Annotated in this window: 24 protein-coding genes; 10 read left to right on the plus strand and 14 right to left on the minus strand. The window is 32.8% G+C overall.

Features of this window, described 5'->3' with window-relative positions:
• The first annotated feature begins 57 nt into the window (after nucleotides 1-57).
• A complete protein-coding gene (locus FF125_RS05495) occupies nucleotides 58-1,653 on the plus strand; it encodes an IS1182 family transposase (protein ID WP_250629571.1) in 1,596 nt (531 codons plus the stop codon).
• Nucleotides 1,654-1,735: 82 nt separating this feature from the next.
• Here the strand turns inward: FF125_RS05495 and FF125_RS05500 are convergent, their stop codons facing one another.
• The 6 genes from FF125_RS05500 to FF125_RS05525 form a co-directional block, all read right to left on the minus strand.
• On the minus strand, nucleotides 1,736-2,248 hold the full coding sequence (locus FF125_RS05500; RefSeq protein ID WP_138948834.1) for a hypothetical protein: 513 nt from the start codon (nucleotides 2,246-2,248) through the stop codon (nucleotides 1,736-1,738).
• A 220-nt stretch (nucleotides 2,249-2,468) separates the two neighbouring features.
• Nucleotides 2,469-3,194 (minus strand): hypothetical protein, encoded by a 726-nt coding sequence (locus FF125_RS05505; RefSeq protein WP_138948835.1) that lies wholly within the window; start codon nucleotides 3,192-3,194, stop codon nucleotides 2,469-2,471.
• Between the two features lie 95 nt (nucleotides 3,195-3,289).
• Complete coding sequence (locus tag FF125_RS05510) at nucleotides 3,290-4,798, minus strand: IS1182 family transposase (protein WP_138948275.1); 1,509 nt, start codon at nucleotides 4,796-4,798, stop codon at nucleotides 3,290-3,292.
• A 216-nt stretch (nucleotides 4,799-5,014) separates the two neighbouring features.
• Nucleotides 5,015-5,788 (minus strand): restriction endonuclease, encoded by a 774-nt coding sequence (locus tag FF125_RS05515; RefSeq protein WP_138948836.1) that lies wholly within the window; start codon nucleotides 5,786-5,788, stop codon nucleotides 5,015-5,017.
• A gap of 58 nt (nucleotides 5,789-5,846) precedes the next feature.
• Complete coding sequence (locus FF125_RS05520) at nucleotides 5,847-6,698, minus strand: IS3 family transposase (RefSeq protein WP_138948251.1); 852 nt, start codon at nucleotides 6,696-6,698, stop codon at nucleotides 5,847-5,849.
• 5 nt (nucleotides 6,699-6,703) lie between these two features.
• A complete protein-coding gene (locus tag FF125_RS05525; RefSeq protein ID WP_013870391.1) occupies nucleotides 6,704-7,069 on the minus strand; it encodes a transposase in 366 nt (121 codons plus the stop codon).
• A 270-nt stretch (nucleotides 7,070-7,339) separates the two neighbouring features.
• Between FF125_RS05525 and FF125_RS05530 the strand changes: the two genes are divergently transcribed.
• Nucleotides 7,340-8,935: an IS1182 family transposase gene (locus tag FF125_RS05530; protein ID WP_250629571.1), complete on the plus strand. Its 1,596-nt coding sequence runs from the start codon at nucleotides 7,340-7,342 to the stop codon at nucleotides 8,933-8,935.
• Nucleotides 8,936-9,043: 108 nt separating this feature from the next.
• On the opposite strand, the gene FF125_RS05535 is transcribed toward FF125_RS05530, so the two are convergent.
• From FF125_RS05535 to FF125_RS05560, 6 genes are all read right to left on the minus strand, one after another.
• Nucleotides 9,044-10,267 (minus strand): aspartyl protease family protein, encoded by a 1,224-nt coding sequence (locus FF125_RS05535; RefSeq protein WP_138948837.1) that lies wholly within the window; start codon nucleotides 10,265-10,267, stop codon nucleotides 9,044-9,046.
• A 2-nt stretch (nucleotides 10,268-10,269) separates the two neighbouring features.
• On the minus strand, nucleotides 10,270-10,497 hold the full coding sequence (locus tag FF125_RS05540) for a helix-turn-helix domain-containing protein (protein ID WP_042501912.1): 228 nt from the start codon (nucleotides 10,495-10,497) through the stop codon (nucleotides 10,270-10,272).
• A 2-nt stretch (nucleotides 10,498-10,499) separates the two neighbouring features.
• Complete coding sequence (locus tag FF125_RS05545) at nucleotides 10,500-11,024, minus strand: DUF2975 domain-containing protein (protein ID WP_042501907.1); 525 nt, start codon at nucleotides 11,022-11,024, stop codon at nucleotides 10,500-10,502.
• Nucleotides 11,025-11,475: 451 nt separating this feature from the next.
• Nucleotides 11,476-12,378 (minus strand): hypothetical protein, encoded by a 903-nt coding sequence (locus FF125_RS05550; RefSeq protein ID WP_138948838.1) that lies wholly within the window; start codon nucleotides 12,376-12,378, stop codon nucleotides 11,476-11,478.
• Nucleotides 12,379-12,424: 46 nt separating this feature from the next.
• Nucleotides 12,425-12,808 (minus strand): hypothetical protein, encoded by a 384-nt coding sequence (locus FF125_RS05555; RefSeq protein WP_138948839.1) that lies wholly within the window; start codon nucleotides 12,806-12,808, stop codon nucleotides 12,425-12,427.
• Between the two features lie 94 nt (nucleotides 12,809-12,902).
• Entirely contained in the window at nucleotides 12,903-14,000 is a 1,098-nt protein-coding gene (locus FF125_RS05560) for a tyrosine-type recombinase/integrase (protein ID WP_138948840.1), read from the minus strand.
• Between the two features lie 155 nt (nucleotides 14,001-14,155).
• Between FF125_RS05560 and FF125_RS05565 the strand changes: the two genes are divergently transcribed.
• The 4 genes from FF125_RS05565 to menD all read left to right on the plus strand — a co-directional run bounded on the left by FF125_RS05565 (nucleotide 14,156) and on the right by menD (nucleotide 18,669).
• On the plus strand, nucleotides 14,156-14,500 hold the full coding sequence (locus tag FF125_RS05565; protein WP_117885100.1) for a hypothetical protein: 345 nt from the start codon (nucleotides 14,156-14,158) through the stop codon (nucleotides 14,498-14,500).
• Between the two features lie 99 nt (nucleotides 14,501-14,599).
• Nucleotides 14,600-15,451, plus strand: a complete 852-nt coding sequence (locus tag FF125_RS05570) for a PPK2 family polyphosphate kinase (RefSeq protein WP_138948841.1) — start codon at nucleotides 14,600-14,602, stop codon at nucleotides 15,449-15,451.
• A gap of 68 nt (nucleotides 15,452-15,519) precedes the next feature.
• Entirely contained in the window at nucleotides 15,520-16,911 is a 1,392-nt protein-coding gene (locus FF125_RS05575; RefSeq protein WP_138948842.1) for a M20/M25/M40 family metallo-hydrolase, read from the plus strand.
• Nucleotides 16,912-17,007: 96 nt separating this feature from the next.
• Complete coding sequence (gene menD, locus FF125_RS05580; RefSeq protein WP_138948843.1) at nucleotides 17,008-18,669, plus strand: 2-succinyl-5-enolpyruvyl-6-hydroxy-3-cyclohexene-1-carboxylic-acid synthase; 1,662 nt, start codon at nucleotides 17,008-17,010, stop codon at nucleotides 18,667-18,669.
• A gap of 51 nt (nucleotides 18,670-18,720) precedes the next feature.
• Here menD and FF125_RS05585 read toward each other — a convergent pair whose 3' ends face one another.
• Nucleotides 18,721-19,968, minus strand: coding sequence for an alpha/beta hydrolase (locus tag FF125_RS05585; RefSeq protein WP_138948844.1), 1,248 nt, complete (start codon nucleotides 19,966-19,968; stop codon nucleotides 18,721-18,723).
• A 98-nt stretch (nucleotides 19,969-20,066) separates the two neighbouring features.
• Here FF125_RS05585 and FF125_RS05590 point away from each other — a divergent pair, with 98 nt between their 5' ends.
• The 4 genes from FF125_RS05590 (at nucleotide 20,067) to FF125_RS05605 (ending at nucleotide 23,156) form a co-directional block, all read left to right on the plus strand.
• Nucleotides 20,067-20,906, plus strand: coding sequence for a 1,4-dihydroxy-2-naphthoyl-CoA synthase (locus FF125_RS05590; RefSeq protein ID WP_138948845.1), 840 nt, complete (start codon nucleotides 20,067-20,069; stop codon nucleotides 20,904-20,906).
• A gap of 45 nt (nucleotides 20,907-20,951) precedes the next feature.
• Nucleotides 20,952-21,821, plus strand: coding sequence for a formyltetrahydrofolate deformylase (gene purU / locus FF125_RS05595; protein ID WP_138948846.1), 870 nt, complete (start codon nucleotides 20,952-20,954; stop codon nucleotides 21,819-21,821).
• A 55-nt stretch (nucleotides 21,822-21,876) separates the two neighbouring features.
• Nucleotides 21,877-22,485 carry a fumarylacetoacetate hydrolase family protein gene (locus FF125_RS05600; protein ID WP_138948847.1) on the plus strand — a complete coding sequence of 203 codons (609 nt, stop codon included), beginning with the start codon at nucleotides 21,877-21,879 and terminating at the stop codon, nucleotides 22,483-22,485.
• 200 nt (nucleotides 22,486-22,685) lie between these two features.
• Nucleotides 22,686-23,156, plus strand: a complete 471-nt coding sequence (locus FF125_RS05605; protein ID WP_138948848.1) for a CYTH domain-containing protein — start codon at nucleotides 22,686-22,688, stop codon at nucleotides 23,154-23,156.
• Between the two features lie 10 nt (nucleotides 23,157-23,166).
• Here the strand turns inward: FF125_RS05605 and FF125_RS05610 are convergent, their stop codons facing one another.
• Nucleotides 23,167-24,633 carry a M28 family peptidase gene (locus FF125_RS05610; protein WP_138948849.1) on the minus strand — a complete coding sequence of 489 codons (1,467 nt, stop codon included), beginning with the start codon at nucleotides 24,631-24,633 and terminating at the stop codon, nucleotides 23,167-23,169.
• Nucleotides 24,634-24,669: the final 36 nt, after the last annotated feature.

The following is a 24,669-nucleotide window of genomic DNA, read 5'->3' on the forward strand; positions in this document are numbered from 1 at the left end:
GAACTAAAAAACGCATGAATTTATTGGTCATTAGACTGATATTCTGTATCTTGAGGTATGCAAGGCAAAAAAGAGTATCAAGAGAAATTATTCACTCAATTCCGAATGAGTGATCGGATTCCAAAGGAGAATTTTTATCGACGATTAAATGGGGAATTAGACCTACATTTTCTATATGTACTGACACGTCCTTATTATGGAGACAGTGGTCAAAAGAGCATAGATCCTACCGTGTTTTTCAAGTTGTGTTTGGTGGGATATTTAGAGAATATTATCAGTGATCGACAGTTGATTGCCCATTGTAGTTTACGTTTGGACATATTGTATTTTTTAGGCTATGATATTGATGAAGAGTTGCCCTGGCATAGCACAATAAGTCGTACGCGTCAATTATATCCAGAAAAAGTTTTTGAAGAAGTCTTTACGCGTGTTTTAATTATGTGTGTTGACAAAGGCATGGTAAGTGGCCATACTCAAGCGATAGATTCTGCTCCAATAAAGGCAAATGCCTCGATGGATACCTTGGAGTTAAAAGTGCCTGAAGAAGAATTAGAAGACCACTTAAAAAAGCTACGCCATATCAGTAGCATGGATAAACAAAAGCCTATTCGAAAAGCCAAAGAGAATAAAGCTTCAGATGCTCAAAAAAAAATTAGTGCCACCAAGCAAGAATTGTCTGCTATTAAAAGTCGGAATAAAAAATGGTCAAAAGATCAAGATCAACGCACGGGTGCAAACAATAAAAACTCAAAATACACCTCAAACAAAACGCATTATAGTCCCACCGATCCGGATGCTAAAATTAGTGTAAAGCCAGGCAAGGCACGCAAGCTGAACTATATGAGTCAGCTAAGTGTTGACACTGGACATCATGTAATCACTGACATTAAAGCGTATAAGGCAGATAAGAAAGACAGCCAATACTTACAAGACATTGTACCTCGATTAAAAAAACGATTGAACAAACAAGGGATCTTATGGCAAAATCTAGTGGCCGATACAGGCTATAGTGATGGAGAGAATTATGCTTTTTTGGAAAAAATAGGTTTACGAAGTTTTATACCACCTCACGGGACGTATAAAGGCGGTCCTGAGGATTTTGAATATGTCAAACAAGAGGATCATTATCTCTGTCCAGAGGGTCATATCGTTCCCTTTAAAAAAGTGTTTAATGATTATAGAACAGGTAGTAAGAAAAAGGAATATAGAATCTCCTCAAAAATTTGTAGAGACTGTCCGATAAGAAAACAATGTTTAGGTAAGACAGCACAAGAAAAGAAATTTTCGGTAACTTATTACAGAGAAGAATACGAACGAAATAACCATCGCGTAAGCAGCAACCAAGGTCGTTATATGAAATCAAAACGACAGAGTACTGTTGAACCTGTCTTTGGAACGCTAACTCAATTCATGGGCTTACGTAAAATAAATACCATTGGCATTGAGCAAGCCAACAAGGTGATGCATCTCTCCGCCATTGCCTACAACCTGAAAAAGTACCTAAAATTCACAAGTAAAGTTGTCAGAAGTGATGCCAAATCACTTGCGCTGTACTTAACTCACTGTTTTTGGCATATATTGAGCAGATCAAGCCATTTTAAGCCTTTTAAAAAAGATGAAATAGGGGACAGAAAAAATTATAGCCACGCTTAAAACTACTAAAAATAAATCCCCAATTAATCCAGATGGTCTATTTTGGTGCTTGTGCAACGATTACCGGTGTTAGCAAAAGTTTTTATTCCTTATTCAAAAATTCAGTTACTAAATTATTCTTTTCAGATTCCATTTCGCAAGTCCAACTGTCTATAAACCATCTTCCATTTTCATAATGAAGTTGGATGCTATTTAGTCCTCTAATACTGGATTCAGTATTTGGGTCAGTTCGTATTTCAAATGCACTCCAAACTTGTGCGATATTTCCATATTTACTTACTATTCGTTTAAGCTCCTTTTCGTAAAAATCCGCTTTGGGTGATAATCCGATTGGTATATATTCCGCTTCAAGAGTATGTGATTCTGCTTTTCCATTTTCGTCCAGTCTTGTTATAACAGCATTGTCCGAATGAATATATTTATCTCTCTCAAATTCCCAAGGCTCAATACTCGAACCAGAAACAACATCGTAATATGCATTTATTATTGCATCTACTGATTCTACGTCTGTCGTATACTTCTCTTTGGTAGTTTGTCCGAAAATTGAATTGAAAGCAAAAATTACGCTGATTGATGTAAGAATTATTTTGTTCATATAGATTGGTTTCAAATTTTTGCTAACGGTTGGGCTAAGCGTAGTGCGGAGGCAAGGAAACTTTTCGTTTCCGTCTGCGCACGAAGCTAAAGCTTTTGGTTTTGCTTTTTCTTTTTTTGTCCAAAGCTAAATCCCAAAGATTTAGCGACATCATAAATATACACAGACCTTTCGATTCAGCCCTAAAGTCCGCATTACGTTTAGGCTGTGTTAGGTGCAGTTATTTTTTCCAGTCATCAAGTCCATAATATACATCTCCTCTTGTATGGTCAACTACGTGTCCTTGAGTAAATCGGAAATTGTTTCTCGGTTGAATTATGTCGTTAAATAAAGCCATTTGAATAGTACAAACATCTGCATCGCTATACCTAACTTGAAGTCCGTCCATTACTTGCTGTCCGAACGCATAAGGAACCATTTTATGATTTGGATATCTTTTTCTAATATTACTTTCAAGTAATATAAAGTCTTTTTCAAACTCCTTAAATGGTGAAGCTGTAACAACATTTGCTGCGTGATACCCTTTATAATCTCCTATTTCATCCAATATTCGCGTTGAGTCCAAACCATAAATTGTAAAAAAGTTCCCTACAAAGCTTACTGCAAAATGCAACTCTTTTAAATGGGTGCAAGTTCCAATTACATTTTGTTCGATGATAATCGAAGAACTAAAACTCGGTGCTTGCCCATATGTAGTTCCAATTATATTTTTTTTCATCAATTTTTTCAGCTCATCGGTGTAATTCGTCCAACGTTTTTGAAAGTTTTTTTCGTCATGAATATTCTCCACTATTATCTCTTCAAGTTTTTTCAGTCCAGCATACTCGAAAAATATTCCCACGCCTTCTCCTTGAGGAACTCCGATGGGATAAAATGATTTTATTCCTTCGTAAATCTCCCATAAGTTGTATAAATGAGAATTAAAACCAAATTTTTCTGGGAACATTGATTGTTTTTTATAATTGCACCTAACGGCAGTTCGTCTAATAACCTACCGCTGTTTTTATAGTTTCTACTAAATTACGTTTTTTAGCTTTATTGTTATATTGGTATTTGTTTTTTTGTGTTTCGCCTTAAGAGAAGTGCTATTGTACTCAATAATTGGTATATAATCTTGATTAAGTCTTGGTAGGGCTTTAAAAAGAGTAGTTTCTTTAGGTTAAGGATGTTCCAGATTCTTTTCAAGTTATAAACTATAAACATTAGGCCTACATCTGCACTTGCTCTTTGTTTTGTTTTTTTAGTGGTAATATAGTTAAAACCCCATTGGCGTTTTATGGTTCCATAAGGATGCTCTACAATAGCTTGTCTTTTTTTGTATGCCTTTGGGTTTTTTAAAACTTGTCGGGCATTTTCTTCGATGTATTTTTGGAACTCACTTCGCTGTAACACCTTTCCATTTACTTTAGAGGTGGTACATAGATCTCTCGCCGGACATGTTTTACATTTGTTTGTTTTGTACTGTTTAAATCGATAGTTTCTTCCTTTATAAGTGCTTCCGTTGCTTTTAAGGATATTTCCCTGTGGGCACAGATAAGTGTCACTTTCTTTATTATATTCAAAATATTCTGAGTTGTAGCTTGGGTCAGGAGCTTGTGAAGCTCTCCCTATTCCAGGTATTGCTACAAGTGTTTTTATACCTAATTGATTAGCTGTCCTAAATTCACTTCCTGTATGATAACCTTTATCATAAAGTGCAGTAAAAGAATTAGAGCCTAAAATGGTTTTTGCCCTGCGTAGCATCTGTCCCATTGCTTTTGAGTCATTCTTATTGGTGACCAAATAATCAAAAGGGATTTTATTATCTGCATCTACAGTGGTCTGCACACAGTAGGCAACTTCAGTGATGTTGTTACGTACTATCAAATGCTTACTGTCGGGATCTGAGGTTGATATCTGTGGTTCTCCAGATTCTTTTAGTTTTTTTTCAAGTTGCTTATAGTGTTTTCTGCGTCCTTGATGTTTGTCTATATTATTTTTGATTTCTTCCTTTTCACTGTTGCTGTCACTTTGTTCTAGTGCATTGTCGTACTGTAGCAACTTATTGTCAATATAATCTAAATGACGTTGTATTTTCTTTTGGTTAAAATTATTCTTTTTACTGTTCTGTGCTCTAAATTTAGTACTGTCGCCTGCAATCAATGTAGCTCCAATGAGCCCAAAATTGCGTGCTATTTGAACCGTAGCAAAAAACACTTTTTTTATTGCTTTAGCATTATCCTTTCTAAAATTACTGATAGTGTTATGGTCGGGAGCTAAAGATTCAAGAAGCCACATTAGTTCAATATTACGTTTGCATTCTTTTTCCAATAGTCGTGAAGATCGCACGCGGTTCATATAGCCATAGATATATAGTTTCAGTAAAACAGAAGGATGGTAGGCTGGAGGTCCGTTCTCTGTAAAATCTGAACGAAAACCAAGTTCCGCTAAGTCAAGTGAATCTACAAATTGATCTATCGACCTAATGCTGTTCTCCTCATCAATAGAATCTTCAAGAGAAATGGGAAAAAGGCAGGTCTGTTTTCGGTCTTTTCCAATAATAAATTTCATAGTTAGAAGATACGAAAAAACTGAAAGGTAATAAAGAATTTACGCTAGAAAAAAGAATAAGTTATTAGACAGTCTGACGGTTACGTATAATATTAGTGGCGCGTTTAAGCACTAATTTAGTAAATAGAAACTTGCCAGCGGAAAATTCCGAAGGAATTTTCCAAGTAGGCTAAAACCAGCCATTAATTTTATGCTTTGTTGGGCATAGTTTTTTATTTATCCATAATCTAAATTAGAATCTAAATCTAATTTGTCCATTTCAGAATATACAGGTTGAGCAAATGTTCTCAATAAATTCAGAAATTGAGAATAACTTACAACTTTTAATAATTCTTTAGGTAATAAGTCAAGATTGTATTCCCATTCTTCTGTGATTAATTTTTCTTCTAATGGTAGTTTATTTTCAATATCTGTAAGCTGACCAGCAAACTCTTTCATAATGTGATGAGGAAAATGATCAGAAATTAAGTTTAACAAATCATATTTTTCAATGAGTGTATTAAAATCCTGCTTTTTGATTTTATTGTAATCGTCATAAAGTTGAATTGAAGTGTGGTCATAGTTGTTTTTTAGAATGTCAAAATGTAGTTTTTTAGAGAAAAAATTTAGATACCAACTCTTAAAGAATTTTTTCTGAAATTCACTCCAAGTTATCAATTCAACATTCGTGTTTTTAATAGACTCAATCGCACCTTTTTGAAAGTCACTTGTCGTTATTATATATCCAATATTTGCTCCAATGTCACTTACTACTGTTCTTAATCCGTGCACATAAAGCTGTGGAATATTTGATTTCCACATTTTACATTCTATTAGAATTTTGTATGGTCTATCATCTATTGATTCCTCCGCGTAAACATCAATTTCAATTTGACTCCTAATTGATTGAACCTTTTTTTCTACTGAAACAACAAAACCACATTGAGTTAAAATTTTTCCAACTTTTGTTTGAAGTTCTTTCCAATTTTGAGGGATGTTGTCAATTGTCATTAATATTGCTTGGTTTAAATGTCTAGTCCTGAAATATGGCTACAGGTTAATAATTAATTTAAGCTGATAATTTATATACCATATTTGGTGTTTTATAGTCTAAAGATAAGTGTAATCTTATTTCGTTGTATAAATTAATTGCATTTTTTGCAGCTCTCTTTGCGTGTTCCACGTTATCAAAGGTTTGGTCTAAGTAAAATTCGTCTTTTAAAATTCCGTTTACACGTTCTGCCATTGCGTTTTCGTAACAATGATTTTCTTCAGTCATACTAATATCTATCTTTTTTCTTTTGAGTATTTGTGTGTATACATTGCTACAATATTGTATTCCTCTGTCGGAATGATGAATAAGCTGTTTAATGTTTTTAGCTTGATAGATGGCTTTATTAAGAGCTCTTACACAACCTTTTAATTCCAAGCTATCACTTATGTCATACCCAACAATTTTCCTGGAATGCATATCTGTTATCAAAGCCAAGTAACAAAAGCCTTTTACAGTTCTAATATATGTAATATCAGAGACCCAGACTTGATTTGGTTTAGTAACTTCCATATCTTTTATAATGTTATTGTACTTGTAAAACCGATGATAAGAGTTGGTTGTTCTGGCACTAGTTTTCTTTCTAAGTGTTAGCATTTGGTGTTTTCTAAGGACATTAAATAGTGTATCTCTACCTACTTTAAGGTTGGCTTTTGTAAACTCGTTATCTAATGATTTAGTGAGTTTTCGAACACCTTCTCTAGGAAGGGATTTACGTCTTTTTCTAACAATTTCAATAATCTGTTGTTCTATTTTTAAACGCATATCAGCTCTAGATTTGTATTTATAATACGCATCACGTTTAAGTCCAAAACAACTTGCTATAGTAGATAAAGAAGCAAATCCCTTAGCTCTATTTCTAGTTTTAATAAATGCTAGATATTGAGTTTTTTTTTAAGTTGCTGAACATTTTTATAGCCTAGTTTTTCAGCTGCTACTTCAAGGTAAGATTCTTCTACCATAGCATCCAGATCCTTTTTAAGTAGAAGCTTTTTAAGCTTTTCATTCTCTTTTTGTAGTGCTTTAATTCTAGATATTTCGTCTTTTGTTTCCACTTTTACTCTGGTGTTCATTAAGTCTTTACGATTATACTTTTTAATCCACTCATTGACCGTTGTAGGTGCAATAGAATAGAGTTTACAAAGTTCGCTCTTTGTGTGCTTACCTTTACTAAGTTCATCCAGAATTTTTAGTTTAAAAGGTTCTGAATACCGTCTAATTACTTTGTCATTTTTATACATAATGTTTAAAATTATGTAGCCTATATTCAGGACGGGTCACAATTGTAGGTAACGGTTCGTGTATGGTTTGTTGCGATTGTCTCGCAACTAATCTAATAAGAATAAACCGAACGTAGAGAAAATCCGAAGGATTTTCCGAGTACACACAGACCCAAGCGATAAATTATACACTTTGTGCCTGTTGCACAAGATATATATAATTAGGGATAAAATGAACTAAAAAACGCATGAATTTATTGGTCATTAGACTGATATTCTGTATCTTGAGGTATGCAAGGCAAAAAAGAGTATCAAGAGAAATTATTCACTCAATTCCGAATGAGTGATCGGATTCCAAAGGAGAATTTTTATCGACGATTAAATGGGGAATTAGACCTACATTTTCTATATGTACTGACACGTCCTTATTATGGAGACAGTGGTCAAAAGAGCATAGATCCTACCGTGTTTTTCAAGTTGTGTTTGGTGGGATATTTAGAGAATATTATCAGTGATCGACAGTTGATTGCCCATTGTAGTTTACGTTTGGACATATTGTATTTTTTAGGCTATGATATTGATGAAGAGTTGCCCTGGCATAGCACAATAAGTCGTACGCGTCAATTATATCCAGAAAAAGTTTTTGAAGAAGTCTTTACGCGTGTTTTAATTATGTGTGTTGACAAAGGCATGGTAAGTGGCCATACTCAAGCGATAGATTCTGCTCCAATAAAGGCAAATGCCTCGATGGATACCTTGGAGTTAAAAGTGCCTGAAGAAGAATTAGAAGACCACTTAAAAAAGCTACGCCATATCAGTAGCATGGATAAACAAAAGCCTATTCGAAAAGCCAAAGAGAATAAAGCTTCAGATGCTCAAAAAAAAATTAGTGCCACCAAGCAAGAATTGTCTGCTATTAAAAGTCGGAATAAAAAATGGTCAAAAGATCAAGATCAACGCACGGGTGCAAACAATAAAAACTCAAAATACACCTCAAACAAAACGCATTATAGTCCCACCGATCCGGATGCTAAAATTAGTGTAAAGCCAGGCAAGGCACGCAAGCTGAACTATATGAGTCAGCTAAGTGTTGACACTGGACATCATGTAATCACTGACATTAAAGCGTATAAGGCAGATAAGAAAGACAGCCAATACTTACAAGACATTGTACCTCGATTAAAAAAACGATTGAACAAACAAGGGATCTTATGGCAAAATCTAGTGGCCGATACAGGCTATAGTGATGGAGAGAATTATGCTTTTTTGGAAAAAATAGGTTTACGAAGTTTTATACCACCTCACGGGACGTATAAAGGCGGTCCTGAGGATTTTGAATATGTCAAACAAGAGGATCATTATCTCTGTCCAGAGGGTCATATCGTTCCCTTTAAAAAAGTGTTTAATGATTATAGAACAGGTAGTAAGAAAAAGGAATATAGAATCTCCTCAAAAATTTGTAGAGACTGTCCGATAAGAAAACAATGTTTAGGTAAGACAGCACAAGAAAAGAAATTTTCGGTAACTTATTACAGAGAAGAATACGAACGAAATAACCATCGCGTAAGCAGCAACCAAGGTCGTTATATGAAATCAAAACGACAGAGTACTGTTGAACCTGTCTTTGGAACGCTAACTCAATTCATGGGCTTACGTAAAATAAATACCATTGGCATTGAGCAAGCCAACAAGGTGATGCATCTCTCCGCCATTGCCTACAACCTGAAAAAGTACCTAAAATTCACAAGTAAAGTTGTCAGAAGTGATGCCAAATCACTTGCGCTGTACTTAACTCACTGTTTTTGGCATATATTGAGCAGATCAAGCCATTTTAAGCCTTTTAAAAAAGATGAAATAGGGGACAGAAAAAATTATAGCCACGCTTAAAACTACTAAAAATAAATCCCCAATTAATCCAGATGGTCTATTTTGGTGCTTGTGCAACGATTACCATTGTTAGCAACTGTATTTTTTTAATATTACCAGAACATTCAACTAAAAAAGTGGCTCTTTTATAAGTGTATGTTGTTTAATCAAATCGTCGTTTTTAATTTTCAGTTTAATTGTGTCATTTGATTTCATTAAATTTTTTAAATTACAGAAAGATGATTTATCTGTAAAAGGTATGTTATTTATCGATACTACTTCAGAATTTACAATAAGATTTGCTTTTGATGCTGGTGTTTTTTCTGTTACGCTTTTTATTACAACTTTGTTTAGTTTTTTATTATAGTCTATTGAGAAACCATACGTATTCCAAATAAAATTCTGAGTATTCTTATAAGGCTCTAGAATTAGTTTCTTATCCTTCCAACTAAAAGTAGTTTTGTATTTATTAAAAAACTCTAACCCAAGTAAATTTGGTGCTTTTGGAGTAGTTGATATAGGAAATTTATGAATCCTGTATGATGAATCTTCAAATTCTAACGAGTCTGACAAATAAAACTTTTCTTTACTTTTATCATTATTTCCTCCAAGCCCCTTTGATGAAGTTCCATCTATTTTTTTATACTCTAAATTTAATCCTTCTTCCAAAGCATAACTTTCGTTAAGTTTAAGAGAACCACTATTTCCTAAGTCTAATATTACTTTTATAGGTTTTTTCTGATTATTTAATTTAATAAGAGTTCTTAGATGATGACTACTTTTGTTTTCAGTAAGGGGTATTTCTATTCTATCTTTTTGAAAGGATAAATCAGTAAGTTTTTTTGAAACTATAATTTTTTGAGTTTTAAAATCAACTTGCCAAATTAGATGTCGCATAATTCCTGTGCCAATGATACCATAAATATCTTCAGAACAATTAAAATTAAATACAACTTCTTTAGCATTTGTGTTTTCAAATATAGAATTACCAATTTGTAATGTATCAACACTTCTTATTTTAGTTAAAAAGATACTTCCATTAGCATCTATGCCGAACCCTCTTCCGTTCATTTCCAAATTTAATTCATCTATATGATTGCTGAATATAAAACTTGAAGCACCACTATCTAAAATAAAAGGATATAATTTTTTACTCCCATTTATTTTTACATTTATAAGTAAATGTCCAGTTGATGAGTAAGTAAAAGGTATGGTATCAGTAACTATGTTACTCACAAGTTCCCCTTGCCTTAGTTTTTTGTATTGAGAAGACATATTATAGATTATAAATCCAATAATCAATACCATTATTAGCAATAAGACTCCTATTCCTTTTAATATTTTTTTCTTCATAATTATTTAATGCTCTTATTGTTGGTTATTTCTTTATATTCAAGTATGTCTGATGGTTGGCATTTCAATGCTTCGCAAATGGCTTCCAAAGTAGAAAATCGAATTGCCTTAGCTTTTCCTGATTTTAAGATAGAAAGATTAGCAGTAGTAATACCAATAATTTCTGCCAAGTCTTTACTTTTCATTTTGCGTTTAGCAAGCATAACGTCTAGGTTTACTATTATTGGCATAACTATATAGTTAGTTCGTTTTCTTCTTGTAAAATATTTCCTTTCTTTATTATAGAAGCTATAAGTAAAATAAAAGAAGAAAATATAAATACAGGAACTGATTTTGCTATAGATTTCCCAATAACACTTCCAAAATTGTATGAAGTAAATTCAATTAAATAAAGGTTTATAGTAGTGCTTATTAAAAAGAGTCCAAATCCATAAACAATTAATCCTTTACCTACTTTAGTTAATTGTTTTACATTTTCGCTTGAAAAATAATTGTTCCTTGAAAAGGATGTAATAACTTTTCTAAAGATAAAAGCAAGATAAACTAAAAATATAGTCAAAATACTGCTTGAAATTATGAATATAGTTCTATTTAAATTACTCCATTCAGTAGGAAAGTCAATCCCACGAACTTCGAATGTTGTACGCTTATCTACTAAATAGTGAATTATAGAATACATCTCTCCAAAAGCGTCTATAATTAAAGAAATAATGAGTATTAGAATAAATACATTTAAAAATTTTAATATTGTTTTCATATTTTATTATTGTTTAAGGTGCAAACATATAAATAAATTATCGAAAAACAATAATAAAATATCAATAAAAGATAATATTTATTATTTAAGAAATTTAATGAATTGATAGTCAGTATATTGTTAATACTTGTTTTTAGAATCTTTTTCCAATAGAATTGGATGAAAATCTAACTTGAAAGAGAAATTTTAAAATGATTGTTTAGTTTTTTGAAGTCAAAAAATATTTTTTTTAGATGCTAGTCTATATAGTTGCTAACGTTCAGGCTATGGTTAGTACGGGAATAAAATTACTTATTTTCCGATTAAGCACTAAGCCAAAGCTTTTTATTTTGTTTAATCTTTTTATTTTAAAGCCAAATCAAAAGATTTGGCGGACTTTATAAACAGGCACAGACTTTTGTTTAAGCACCAAAACCCGTATTAATTATAGCCATTGTTGGCAAATCGTTTTTTATCTTTTATTCCTTGTCTTTTTATCTGGAAATCCATCAGCAGGTTCAATATTCGTAACTAGATTGACTTCTGGAAAATACTTTTTCATTAAATGCCTCAAAGGAACTTTGGTTTCCTTATTTTCTTTGAACATGGCCTGCAATTTTTCGCCGTCCATTGTCATCCCTTCAGGCATTGATGCCATGGTTTGGGTATTAAAAGTTGCCTTATCTATATTATCAGAAGCGACCATTAATTCGTCCATTTCTTTTAGTAACTCCTCATCTTCAATAACTGACATTCCTGGTGCTTGACTATGTCCAAATTGAATGATATCACTCGCTTCATCCATTAGTTTAATATCTATTAAGTCATATTTTGAAAATGGAATATGAAAATCATTGAATCTTATAAACGGTTTATCATCTATTAGTATTTGCAGATGAAAATGAGGAAAGTCCGCATTTTTTGAATTGGAATGTCCTGCTAAATCAGTTTTTCCAAAATGTAATGACCACTCAATATTTTTATATTTTATGGTTATTTCTCGTATTTTGCTTTTGGAAGTTTCACTCTCCAAATCATTTATGTTCTTTATGAAATTTTCAGTTGTGGCAACCCATCGCAAATAGCTTTCAAGTTTGAAAAATCCAATTGGTTCTGATAGATAATTATTAAAATCTTTCTTACGAATTCCATTTGGTCTCAAGAACCAATGAAAACAAGGTTCATCAGCATAGAATGTGTCAAGTTTATTACCACATAAAAAGCAACAAGATTTTGAAAAAGCATGTTTAAATTCCGCGAACATTTTTTTGTTTTCCTCAATTTGTTCTTGGTTTTTTCTATCTACATATTCAGGTGGTAGACTTGCGAGATACTCTTTTAATTCTTTCGTGTTATTTGGATTAATCTTTTTCAAGTATGCTTTTAATCAAATGTTTGCCATTATTGGCAAATCGTTGTTTTTATCTAATGGAAACTGGTCTATTTGCTTTGTGTCCTTTTGGTGTTGGACTCGAAGGTAAAGCTACAGGAATGTCAAACTTAATTGTACTAACTGTTTGATTAGAATTATCAGATGATGCCTGTGCTCCTCCAGAAAGAATTCCAGTTACAATTCCAATTCCGGCTTTTTCTCCTTCTTTTTCTATTGCAGTTACGCCCACATTAATCTCAATATTTTGTACATATCTCCATCCATCTGTACGTAAGTATTTATCTCCGCCAGCATTTGTAGCTAATCCAGCAGGATTTATTATCATATCACTTCCGTCAATTTCCTCTTGAGCTTCAATGATTCCTTGAGAAATTTGAGTCAAAGTTGTTTTTATAAATTCTTTTAGTTCCATATTCGGTAATATTATTAAGTTTTTTCGGTCGTAATTCAAATGTTTGCCAACATATGTATAACCCTATTGTGGTTATATCGTATATGTCTGCAAGTTAAAGTTTTTCAAGCAAATTATCTATAGGACTACTGATGTTTTTATTGTTTATTTGTATGGTTTTAGTATATAATTCGGTGGTTTTGGGCGAATTATGCCCCAACATGTTTTGTAAATGCCTTAAATTCATATTGTTTTCTATACAGTGTGTCGCAAACGAATGTCGTAAGGTATGAACCGTCGCCCACGGATTTGAATCTGTTTCTTTAATAGCTGTTCTTAAAATATTTCTGATACTCGTAGTACTGTACTGACCGCCAGTTTGTCCTTCAAATAACCAATACGATGGTTTGTGCAATTTGTAATATTTTCTCAATAACGCTACTAAATGTACTGATAATATCGTTTTGTGGTCTTTTTTCCCTTTGCTGTCTTTTATAAATAAGTAACCTTCATCAGAATGTACATCAGCTATGCGTAAATTGATCAATTCAGAAATCCGTAATCCGGCACTATAAATGGTCCATAATATTGCTTTATGTTTAATGTTTTTATGGTGTTGTAGTATTTTTAAAACTTCTTCCTGACTTAAAACGTTCGGTATATTTTGACTCTTTTTAGGGCGTTGTATATCATAATATTCCCTCGGTAAACCCAATACATGCTCGTAATATGCTTTTATAGCATTTATCAATTGGTTTTGATAACTTTCACTAATAGTATTCGATTTTATAAGGTCGTATATAAATTGTTCTATTTGTATTTTACTAATATTTTTAAGGTCTTGATGCATAAATTTTGTCAAAAAAACAGAAAACATTTTTTTATAATTATTAATAGTAGACTGCCCATAATGCTTTAAAACTAATGTTTTTTCTAATTCTAATAGCGTATCCATTGCTTTCTCGTTCAATCTGCAAGTTTTTATAGGTACTCGTGGTTTGTCAACATTAATTGTAAAGTCCCCTTTAAATGTGCGTTTTACTAATGCCATGTTTTCATGGGTGTTTACAATAGACCATAGTTTTTGACTAGGATGCCAATAGGTTGAATTCAGGCTTTTAAAAGCTTTTCTGATCTCATACAATTCATATGGAATAAATATTTTTATGCGTTTGGCATTTTTTAAAGGTTCATAAATAATTGGAATGTCCATTGTCCATTGTTTTTTATGTAGCCAAAATAAAATATTAAACATCAAATAAGGCATGTTAAACATTTACTTCCGTTTGTAAGCGTTTGTAAACGTTTATTAACCGTTAACCAACGGATAATAAGAAAACCAAATAAAATCAATACTTTTGAAACATTATGGAATGTAAAATTTGTAAAAAAGAGATAAAGGGTAGAATTGATAGAGTATTCTGTTCTATCAAATGTAAAAATGATTACCACACTAAATTAAGAAGGGTTACAAAAACAACAGCTACTGAAATTGATAAAATTTTACATAGAAATAGAGCTATTTTATTAGAACTGTTAGGTAAAAATAGCAATCAAAAAAAAATAAAAAGACTCACCTTGTCTAGAAAAAAATTTAATTTTAAATACATTACTCATTTTAATGTTAATAAACAGGGTAAAATGTACCATCATATATATGATTTTGCTTGGATGGAATTTTCAGATGATGAAGTTTTAATAATAAGAAGATAAAAATAGTATCAATCCCCATTTTTAATATCAATCCCGCTTAACCTTTTTAAAAACAGATTAATTTACCTAATTTTACCCTATAAAAACCTGCGAATCCATATGCATAAATATAAAGTTACCACTCCCATAAACCTGTCAAAAATTTCAACAAAAGAAGTTGATAGTAATGCCAAAGACAAATTAAAAAAAGCAAGAAAACAACTTAGTGAATTGCAAGATACCATGTATGCTCACGGTAAGTATAGTATGTTAGTTTGTTTACAAGGCATGGATACTTCGGGTAAAGACAGTTTAATAAGAGAAGTTTTTAAACAAGTAAATGCCAGGGGTGTTGTAGTACATAGCTTCAAGGTGCCAACAGATAAAGAGTTAAAGCACGATTTTTTGTGGCGTCATTATGTTGCCTTACCAGAAAGAGGTAAAATAGGCGTTTTTAACCGTACCCATTACGAGAATGTTTTGGTTACAAGAGTGCATCCTGAATATATTATGGGTGAAAAACTTCCATCCGTAAAGAGTACAAACGATATTGATGATGCTTTTTTTCATAACAGAATGGAAGACATCAATAACTTTGAAAAGCACATTGCTGATAATGGTACAATAATCTTAAAGTTTTTTCTACATGTATCTAAAGAGGAGCAGAAAAACAGATTGTTACGTAGAATAGAGAAAAAAAATAAAAATTGGAAGTTCTCTGCTGGCGATCTAGAAGAGCGTGAACATTGGAGTACCTATCAAGCCTGTTATGAAGATGCTATAAATAGAACTTCTACAGAAAAAGCACCTTGGTACATTGTACCGGCAGATGATAAACCTACGGCAAGAACCATCGTAGCAAATACTATTTTAGAAACCTTAGAAAGTTACAAAGACATTAAGGCTCCTGAATTAGATGATAAAACGAAAGCTCGGTTAGACGAATTTAGAGCACAACTTGAAAATGATTAATTTTGATAAATCATACTAGGTTCAATGCCTCTTTTTACATAAATACACAAATAATAGCACCTAAAATTATGAAGCAGTTAATAACAATAAGCTTACTACTAGTACTATCCGTAAACCTGTCTGCACAAACAAATGCAACGAACGATTCAATTCAGCTAAAAAAGCTATATACGGAGGCGTTAACAAAAGGTAAAAGCTATCTATGGTTACAACAATTAACCAAAAAAGTAGGCCATCGCTTAACAGGTTCAGAGGGCGATAAAAAGGCCGTAGCTTGGGCAAAAGCTGAATTAGATAAGTTAGGACTAACCAAAGTATGGTTGCAACCCGTAACCGTACCGCATTGGGTACGTGGAGAGAAAGAAGAGGGGCATGTAGCAACAGAATTCGGTAATTTTAATGTAAATATTAGAGCTTTAGGTGGTTCTGTTGCTACGCCAGAAGAAGGATTGTTAGCTGAGGTTATTGAAGTAAAAAGTTTAAAAGAAGTAGAAGAGTTAGGAGACAAAGTTAAAGGTAAAATTGTGTTTTATAACGGAGCCATGCCTGCTGATAAAATTGAAACTTTTAAAGCCTATGGTGCTGCTGTTGGTCAACGTGTAAATGGAGCCGCAGTGGCAGGTAAATATGGGGCCATAGGTGCTATAGTTCGTTCTATGACTACTAAAATTGACAACGTACCACATACAGGTACCATGCATTATGGCGATATTGAAGAAAGTCAAAAAATTCCTACAGCTGCCATAAGTACAAATAGTGCAGAAATGCTGAGTAGCTTGTTAAAGCAAAATGATAAAATGAAGCTTAAATTCTACTTTAAACAAAACTGTAAGAATTTACCAGATACACAGTCTTTTAATGTAATTGGCGAAATTGAAGGCCTCAATTATCCAGATGAAATAATGGTAGTGGGCGGACATTTAGATTCTTGGGATTTAGGAGAAGGTGCTCATGATGATGGGGCAGGCGTAGTGCAGTCTATGGAAGTATTACGATTATTTAAAACATTGAGAATTAAGAACAAAAGAACCTTAAGAGTGGTGTTGTTTGCTAATGAAGAGTTTGGCTTAAGTGGCGGAAAGGCTTATGCTGCCGAAGTGGTTAAGAAAAAAGAAAATCACATTGTGGCGTTAGAATCTGATTCTGGTGGTTTTTCACCTCGTGGATTTGGTTTTACATGTAATGATAAAAATTACGATCAAGTTTTACAGTGGAAATCATTATTTGAACCTTATAACATTCATATTTTTGCCAGAGGAGGTGGTGGTGCAGATATTGGCCCCTTAAAAAAGGATGATAATGTGTTGTTAGGGTTAAGACCAGATTCGCAACGGTATTTTGACTACCATCATACAGAAGCAGATGTATTTGAGGCGGTTAACCAACGTGAATTGGAATTAGGAGCTGCCTCTATGGCATCAATGCTTTATTTATTTGACCAATATGGTGTTGTTAAATAGTGTAAAGAACCAAGGTAAACTTGAACAATAGTCTTAATTTTGTTATTTATTCAGAGTTTTAGTTAATCCTTTACCCCTAAATCAGAAACAACAGTAATGCTTTATTCCCAAAAAGAACTTTCTCAATTAATTGTAGAGAGTTGTGTTGCATATAACGTAGAACATATCATCATTTCTCCGGGCTCACGTAATGCACCCTTAACTATTGGTTTTACCAATCATCCTAATATAAAAACATATAGTATTGTTGATGAAAGGTGTGCCGCATTTTTCGCATTGGGTATTGCTCAGCAAACGCGAATGCCAGTAGCCGTAGTGTGCACTTCAGGTTCTGCGTTGTTAAATTATTACCCTGCCTTTGCAGAAGCTTTTTATAGTAATATTCCGTTAATTGTTATTTCTGCTGATAGACCTAAAGAGTTGATAGATATTGGTGACGGACAAACCATCCGTCAAGAAAATGTTTTTGAAAACCACAGTCTTTTTAATGCTAATTTAAGGCATGGTAAAGCGTTTGAACAGGAAAATGAAAAATTGATTTCTGAAGCCATACAACTCGCCATTCTTAAAAGTGGACCAACACATATCAATGTGCCTTTTGATGAGCCTTTATACGAAACATGTAATAGCTTATCTATAAATAATGTTGAGGCAAAATTCATGACTATTGAAGAGGAAATAGATTTTAATTTGGAAGAATTTTCTAACATTTGGAATCAATCAGCTCAAAAAATAATACTGATCGGAGCCAATTATCCCGATGAATTATTACAGCAACAATTAAATGAATTAGTACATGATTCATCGGTATTGGTATTTACAGAAAACACCTCTAACCTTCACCATCCAAAATTTATAAATTGTATTGATAAACTCATTTTCTCTTTACAAGATGTTGATTTTGAGCAACTAAAACCAGATCTATTGGTTACCCTTGGCGGGATGATCGTATCAAAAAAGATAAAACAATTCTTACGAAAGTACCAACCTAAAAATCATTGGCATATCAATAGTGATAACTGCTTAGATACATATCATTGTTTAACGCATCATTTTAAAATGTCAGGTTCACTATTTTTTGAGCAATTTATAAATTTAATAAAACCGATAGAAAGTAAGTATCAGAAACATTGGTTAACTATAAAAGAAGAACGAAATAGTAAGCACAAGCAATTTGTAAAAGACGTTGCCTTTTCTGATTTTGAGGTTTTTGATGCGGTATTAAATATACTACCAAACGCATCTCAATTGCAACTCTCAAACAGTTCTGTAATACGTTACGCTCAATTGTATGATAACAACCCTTCAATAAAAGTATTTTGCAACAGAGGCACAAGTGGTATTGACGGAAGCACTTCTACAGCTATTGGAGCAGCTTCTATTTCAAAAGAGCAAACCATTTTTATTACAGGTGATATTAGCTTCTTTTATGATAGTAATGCGTTGTGGAATAGATATATACCTAAAAACTTCAGAATTATTCTACTAAATAATGGAGGTGGAGGTATTTTTAAAATTTTACCTGGACCCAAAAAAACCAATGCGTTAGACTATTTTGAAACCAAGCACCATCTAAATGCAGAACATCTATGTAAAATGTATCAGTTAGCCTATTATAAAGCTTCAACTAAAGAAGAATTATTTAGACAGTTAGATACTTTCTTTGAGGCTTCTGAACAGCCTAAATTATTAGAAATAGGCACACCCAATGCGATTAATGATCAGGTCTTAAAAAACTACTTTAATGCCATTAAATAAAAAAGCCGCTCATGTAGAGCGGCTTTTATTTTTTTAAAAGGTAAATAGGGTCTAGCGTCCAGTTTCATCACCTTCTACAGACTCGATTATTTCTTCATCGAAATCGTCACCAATTTCTTGACCGTTATTTAAGCTTTTTTGCTTTGCTAAAACACGTTCTACATTTTGATAGTATCCGTCAGAGTTAGGATCTTCAGATGATATTTTTGCAAATCCGTTTTTATAATATTTTAAAGCTTTCTTTAAATTATTGCCTGTTTCGTAATATTGACCAATATAATAGTCGCCTATTGGAGATTCAGGATACAATCTGTTAATCATTTTACCAAATTCTTCTAAATACGCACCATCTTCTTTGTCTAAAATAATAGACTCAATAGCAAAAATATCTCTTTCTCTAATTTTTAGATTGGCACCAAAAAGATATTGAATCTCAACATATTTCTTTTCTATATACTCAATTGCTTCTGCCGGATTTAAATCGGCAATATTAGTGTCAAATTCCTCTTTAGAAATTGATGAATACATATCAAAAATATGAGCGATAGCACCTGGTATTGCTTGCCCCATTGAAGAAACAGTTGTTGAGGTATCAAACGTGTCATATTTATATTTAAAATTGTCGTTTTCGAAATTTTTCAAAACATAATAAAGAGACTCAATGTTTTTGTTTTTCTCTTCACCTAAAAAAGCACCATTATTCAAATAATAATAAGTATGTCGGTCTATGGTTGGTACTTTACCTCTAAATAAATCTGCAATATCTTGAGAATATCTCGGGTTAATATTTACATATGCATTAAAAATTGGTGTTGGTTCTACCATAAAGTAGTTGGTAAAATTTGCCGTTATAGTATTTCCTACAATAGTTCTAAATGGTGAAATTCTATAATTATGTTCAATATAACCAATCAATTCATTCTTAATGAATCTATAAAATTTAGAACTTGTTTCTGTTAGCATACTGTTCAAATCTACAGCACAATCAAGTTTACGTTCGTTTTTTTGGTTTTGAAAAATACCAACAACAATTTGTTCTGGTGCTTTGTCTTTAGCAGCAAAAAGTTTAGAGTTGGCTACATAAATATCAAATAGATATTCAGCATCTAAAACAATAGCTAATGGGTATACCCTCGTAGAGTCTTGTTGGTAAGAATCAGGTACATAAATTTTTAAAGTACGTGTACTATTTAATTCACCGTTTAATTCGGATGATTTAAAAGCTTCTAACGAAATGTTCTGGCTAAATGCAGCAAAACTAAACGTTAATACAAGTAATAGCGAGTAAATTTTTTTCATACTTACACAATTTTTGGATTTTTAAGTGGTTAATTTTTTTTTCTCTTTTTCTTAATTCTATCTTTACAAACGATTAGAATCGCATAAAATTGTAATAAATGATACAACCAGATTGGAAAATTGTAAAAAAATACGAAGATATTACCTATAAAAAGTCTAATGGCGTGGCCAGAATTGCCTTTAATAGACCGGATGTACGCAACGCATTTCGTCCAAAAACAACAAGTGAATTGTATAATGCTTTTTATGATGCACAAGAAGATACCAGTATTGGTGTTGTGCTACTGTCAGCAGAAGGACCTTCTTCAAAAGATGGTATTTATTCCTTTTGTAGTGGAGGAGATCAAAAAGCAAGAGGTCATCAAGGGTATGTTGGTGAAGATGGTATGCACCGCTTAAATATTTTAGAAGTACAGCGTTTAATTCGTTTTATGCCAAAGGCTGTTATTGCTGTGGTACCAGGATGGGCAGTAGGTGGCGGACATAGTTTACATGTAGTATGCGACTTAACATTGGCAAGTAAAGAACATGCTATTTTTAAGCAAACGGATGCTGATGTAACTAGTTTTGATGGTGGTTATGGATCAGCGTATTTAGCGAAAATGGTGGGGCAGAAAAAAGCAAGAGAAATTTTCTTTTTAGGCCGAAATTATTCCGCTCAAGAAGCTTTTGAAATGGGGATGGTAAATGCCGTTATACCGCACGATGAATTAGAAGATACCGCATACCAGTGGGCACAAGAAATTTTGGAAAAATCGCCAACGTCTATAAAGATGTTAAAATTTGCCATGAATTTGACGGATGATGGAATGGTAGGGCAACAAGTTTTTGCTGGAGAAGCCACAAGATTAGCCTATATGACAGAAGAAGCCAAAGAAGGCCGCGATGCCTTTTTAGAAAAACGTAAACCTAATTTTGAAAAGAAATGGTTGCCATAAATTCAAGGTTTCTTAAATAATCTAAAATTAAAAATAGAATAATAAATGGATTCGCAAATAGTAACATTTTTAATAAATTGTCCAGATGACAAAGGGTTGGTGGCAAAAATCACGAATTTTTTTTACAGTAAAGGTTTTAATATTTTAAGCTGTCAGCAATATGTAAATTCTATTGAAAATACATATTTTATGCGAATTAGATTAAATGCAGAAGGAACTCATATCAGTAAAAAAGAGCTGGAAGCTAATTTTTTAGAATTAGCGGAACCGTTAAATTTTAATTGGTCGGTTAATTATGGAGATCGCAAGCCAAATGTTGCCATTTTGGTTTCACACACCTCGCATTGTTTGTATGATTTACTTGAACGGCAAAAAGAGGGCGATTTAGATTGTACTATTAGTATGGTAATCAGTAATCATGATAAATTACGACCAATAGCTGAAATGTTTAATATTCCTTATTTTTATTTACCTGTTACCAAGGGAGCTAAAGAGAAGCAAGAAGAGGAGGTTATTAAATTGTTAGAGGATCATAAAATTGATTTAATTATAATGGCAAGATACATGCAGATTTTGTCTTCTAATTTTATCAATAGCTTTCCAGAAAGAATTATAAACATACACCATTCGTTTTTACCAGCTTTTCAAGGAGCTAATCCGTACAAAAGAGCTTATGAAAGAGGGGTGAAGCTTATCGGAGCCACTGCACATTACGCCACTGAAGATTTAGATGAAGGTCCTATCATTGAACAAGGTGTAGAGCGTGTTACGCATGACTGTACACCCAAAACATTAAAACGTATTGGAGCAGATGTTGAACGCTTAGTACTTGCTAAGGCCATTAAATGTCATCTTCAAAATCAAATAATAGTTGCAAACAATAGAGCTGTAGTATTTCCAGAATCTGGAGAATAAATAGCATAGAACTAATGTTCATTCACAAGACAGCTAATCCTAAAAAATAAAACAGATGAAAATAATTTGTATAGGAAGAAATTATGCCAAACATATAGAAGAATTGGCAAATGAAAGACCTGAAAACCCAGTCGTTTTTCTAAAGCCAGACTCTGCAATTTTACCGAAGAAAATGCCATTCTTTATTCCAGCATTTTCTAGTGACATTCATTATGAGGTTGAGGTGTTGGTAAAGATAAATAAAGTAGGAAAGCACATTGAGTCTAAATTTGCTCATAAATATTACGACGAAATTGGTCTGGGTATTGATTTTACAGCTCGTGACGTTCAGGCTCAATGTAAAGAAAAAGGATTGCCATGGGAAAAAGCCAAAGCTTTTGACGGTAGTGCTGTTATAGGTGAGTTTTATCCGAAAGAAAATTTTGATTTAGAAAATTTAAAATTTCAGTTATCAAAAAATGAGGTTATTGTTCAAAATGGAAACACAAACGCAATGCTTTGGAAAATTGATGATTTAATAGCTTACGTTTCTCAATTTTTCACCTTAAAAAAAGGTGATATTATTTTTACAGGAACTCCTGAAGGCGTGGGTAGGGTAGCTGAGAATGATATTTTAATTGGAAAATTGGAAGACAACGAAGCGTTTAGCATAAAAATAAAATAGGATATACACAGCAAAAAGCATTATCATAAAGATTATAATATAAATTCAAAATGTTGCTGTTGGTATTTTATTTTTTATTTAGATTTTGGTACTTGAAATTTGTTTTTTAATTAAAAAAAAAACTAGAAGTATTGAAGCAATTTAAGTCCTACTCCATTTAATACTTTATCATCTTAATATTTATAACTTAATTATAATTTATGGCATTAGAAATTGAACGTAAATTCTTAGTCAAAAGTGATGCTTATAAAAAAGAAGCTTTTAAGAAACTAAAAATTATTCAAGGCTTTTTATCTTCAGTTCCAGAACGTACTGTACGTGTTCGAATTATTGGTGACTTAGGTTTTTTGACTGTAAAAGGAATTGGCAATGCTTCTGGAGCCTCTCGATATGAATGGGAAAAGGAGATTCCGGTTAATGAAGCAAAAGAGTTATTGAAAATTTGTGAACCCGGTGTTATTGATAAAAGTAGGTATTTAGTAAAATCAGGGATTCATACCTTTGAGGTTGATGAATTTTATGAGGAAAATAAAGGACTAGTAGTCGCAGAAATTGAATTATCCTCAGAAGAAGAAACGTTCACAAAACCAGCATGGTTAGGTAATGAAGTTACAGGCATTACTAAATATTACAATTCAGCCTTAGCAAACAATCCCTATGTGAATTGGTAAAACTTAAAAGCTACTTCTTTTTATATAATTGTTCACCAATCTCATAATACTTATCGCCCTTCGTCCAAAATGGAGTGTTAGGGTCATTTGCAATAAGTCTACAGGCCATCACATACGATTTAAAGAATTTTTCTAAATAGTCGTAATCCAACGTGTCCGGGTTGTCAGCAGTCTGATGATAATATTTATTAATTTCAGCATCAAAAGCGGTAAAACCTAAGCTAAATGTAGGAGCCGGAATGCCTTTCGCAGCAAAGCTCACATTGTCAGAACGGTCAAATAAACCTTGCTCACCGGCAGGATCATCAATCGCTTTTAAACCAAATTCAGAAGCTGCATTGATTATATGTTGACCAACAGTTGTTCTGTTCAATCCAACAATAGTTGCAATAGAAGTGTCATTATAACCACCATTATCACTATTAAAACAATAAACCATTTGTTCTAACGGAATAACAGGATGTTCTACATACCATTTGCTACCCAGTAACCCTTTTTCTTCAGCAGTAAATAATATAAACAAAGCGGATCTTTTTGTAGGATATTTAGCAATATTTTCGGCAGCACTTAACACAGTAACAGTACCCACTGCATTATCACGAGCACCATTATAAATAGAATCATTTTCTGCGTTAGGTTTACCAACGCCATTGTGATCATAATGAGCGGAATAAATAACAAATTCATTTTTTAAGTTAGGATCTGTTCCTTCTACCATTCCCACTACGTTTCTTGACGGAATGGCTTTCTTGTGAATTCCAGAAACACTTAATTTTCCTGATATTCTTTTAGAAGAACGCAATGCTTTTTCAATGCTCCCATCAGTATCTTGAAGCCATACATGTACTAATTTTTTATCATCTTCACTTTTTAAGCCTATTTGTTCACCACCAAAGTATCCTGATAGTTGTGTCCAAAGGGCAGCATTGGCACTACTTAATTCTACAATACCCATAGCTCCATTTTTTGAGGCGAGTTCTCTTTTTTGCTGAGCAGCTCTAAAAGCCGATCTTGGATCACTTTTTTCAGCGGTCCCTGCTTTTACAACAACCAACTTACCCTTAACATCTTTTTTATTATAATCTTCTTCTAACCCGTAATTTAGGAAAATGGCATCACCATTAAAGTCAAAGTTACTAGCGGCTAATGGCAACAAATTATCTGATGTAAAGCTGTTTAATTCTATGTTAATATTTTTTGCTGCACTTACTTTTTCAAGTTCAACAGTTTGGTAATAACTACCATTATCTGCGGGTTTAACACCATATCTTCTAAAAGAATTGGCTAAATAGGCGGCAGCAATGTCAATTTCTGGACTCCCAGTTTCTCTTCCTCGCAATTCATCAGAAGCTAAAAAATAAATATGCCCTTCAATATCATTCTTAGAAACAGTTTCTTTTACTTTATCAGCATCAGTTTGAGCAAAACATGTTAACGTAAAAGTGAGTGGTAGAATAAATAGTAGTAATTGTCGCATAATTATTTTATTTGTACGTAAATATATGGAATTACT

This window comes from Aureibaculum algae (assembly GCF_006065315.1).
Taxonomy (GTDB): Bacteria; Bacteroidota; Bacteroidia; order Flavobacteriales; family Flavobacteriaceae; genus Aureibaculum; species Aureibaculum algae.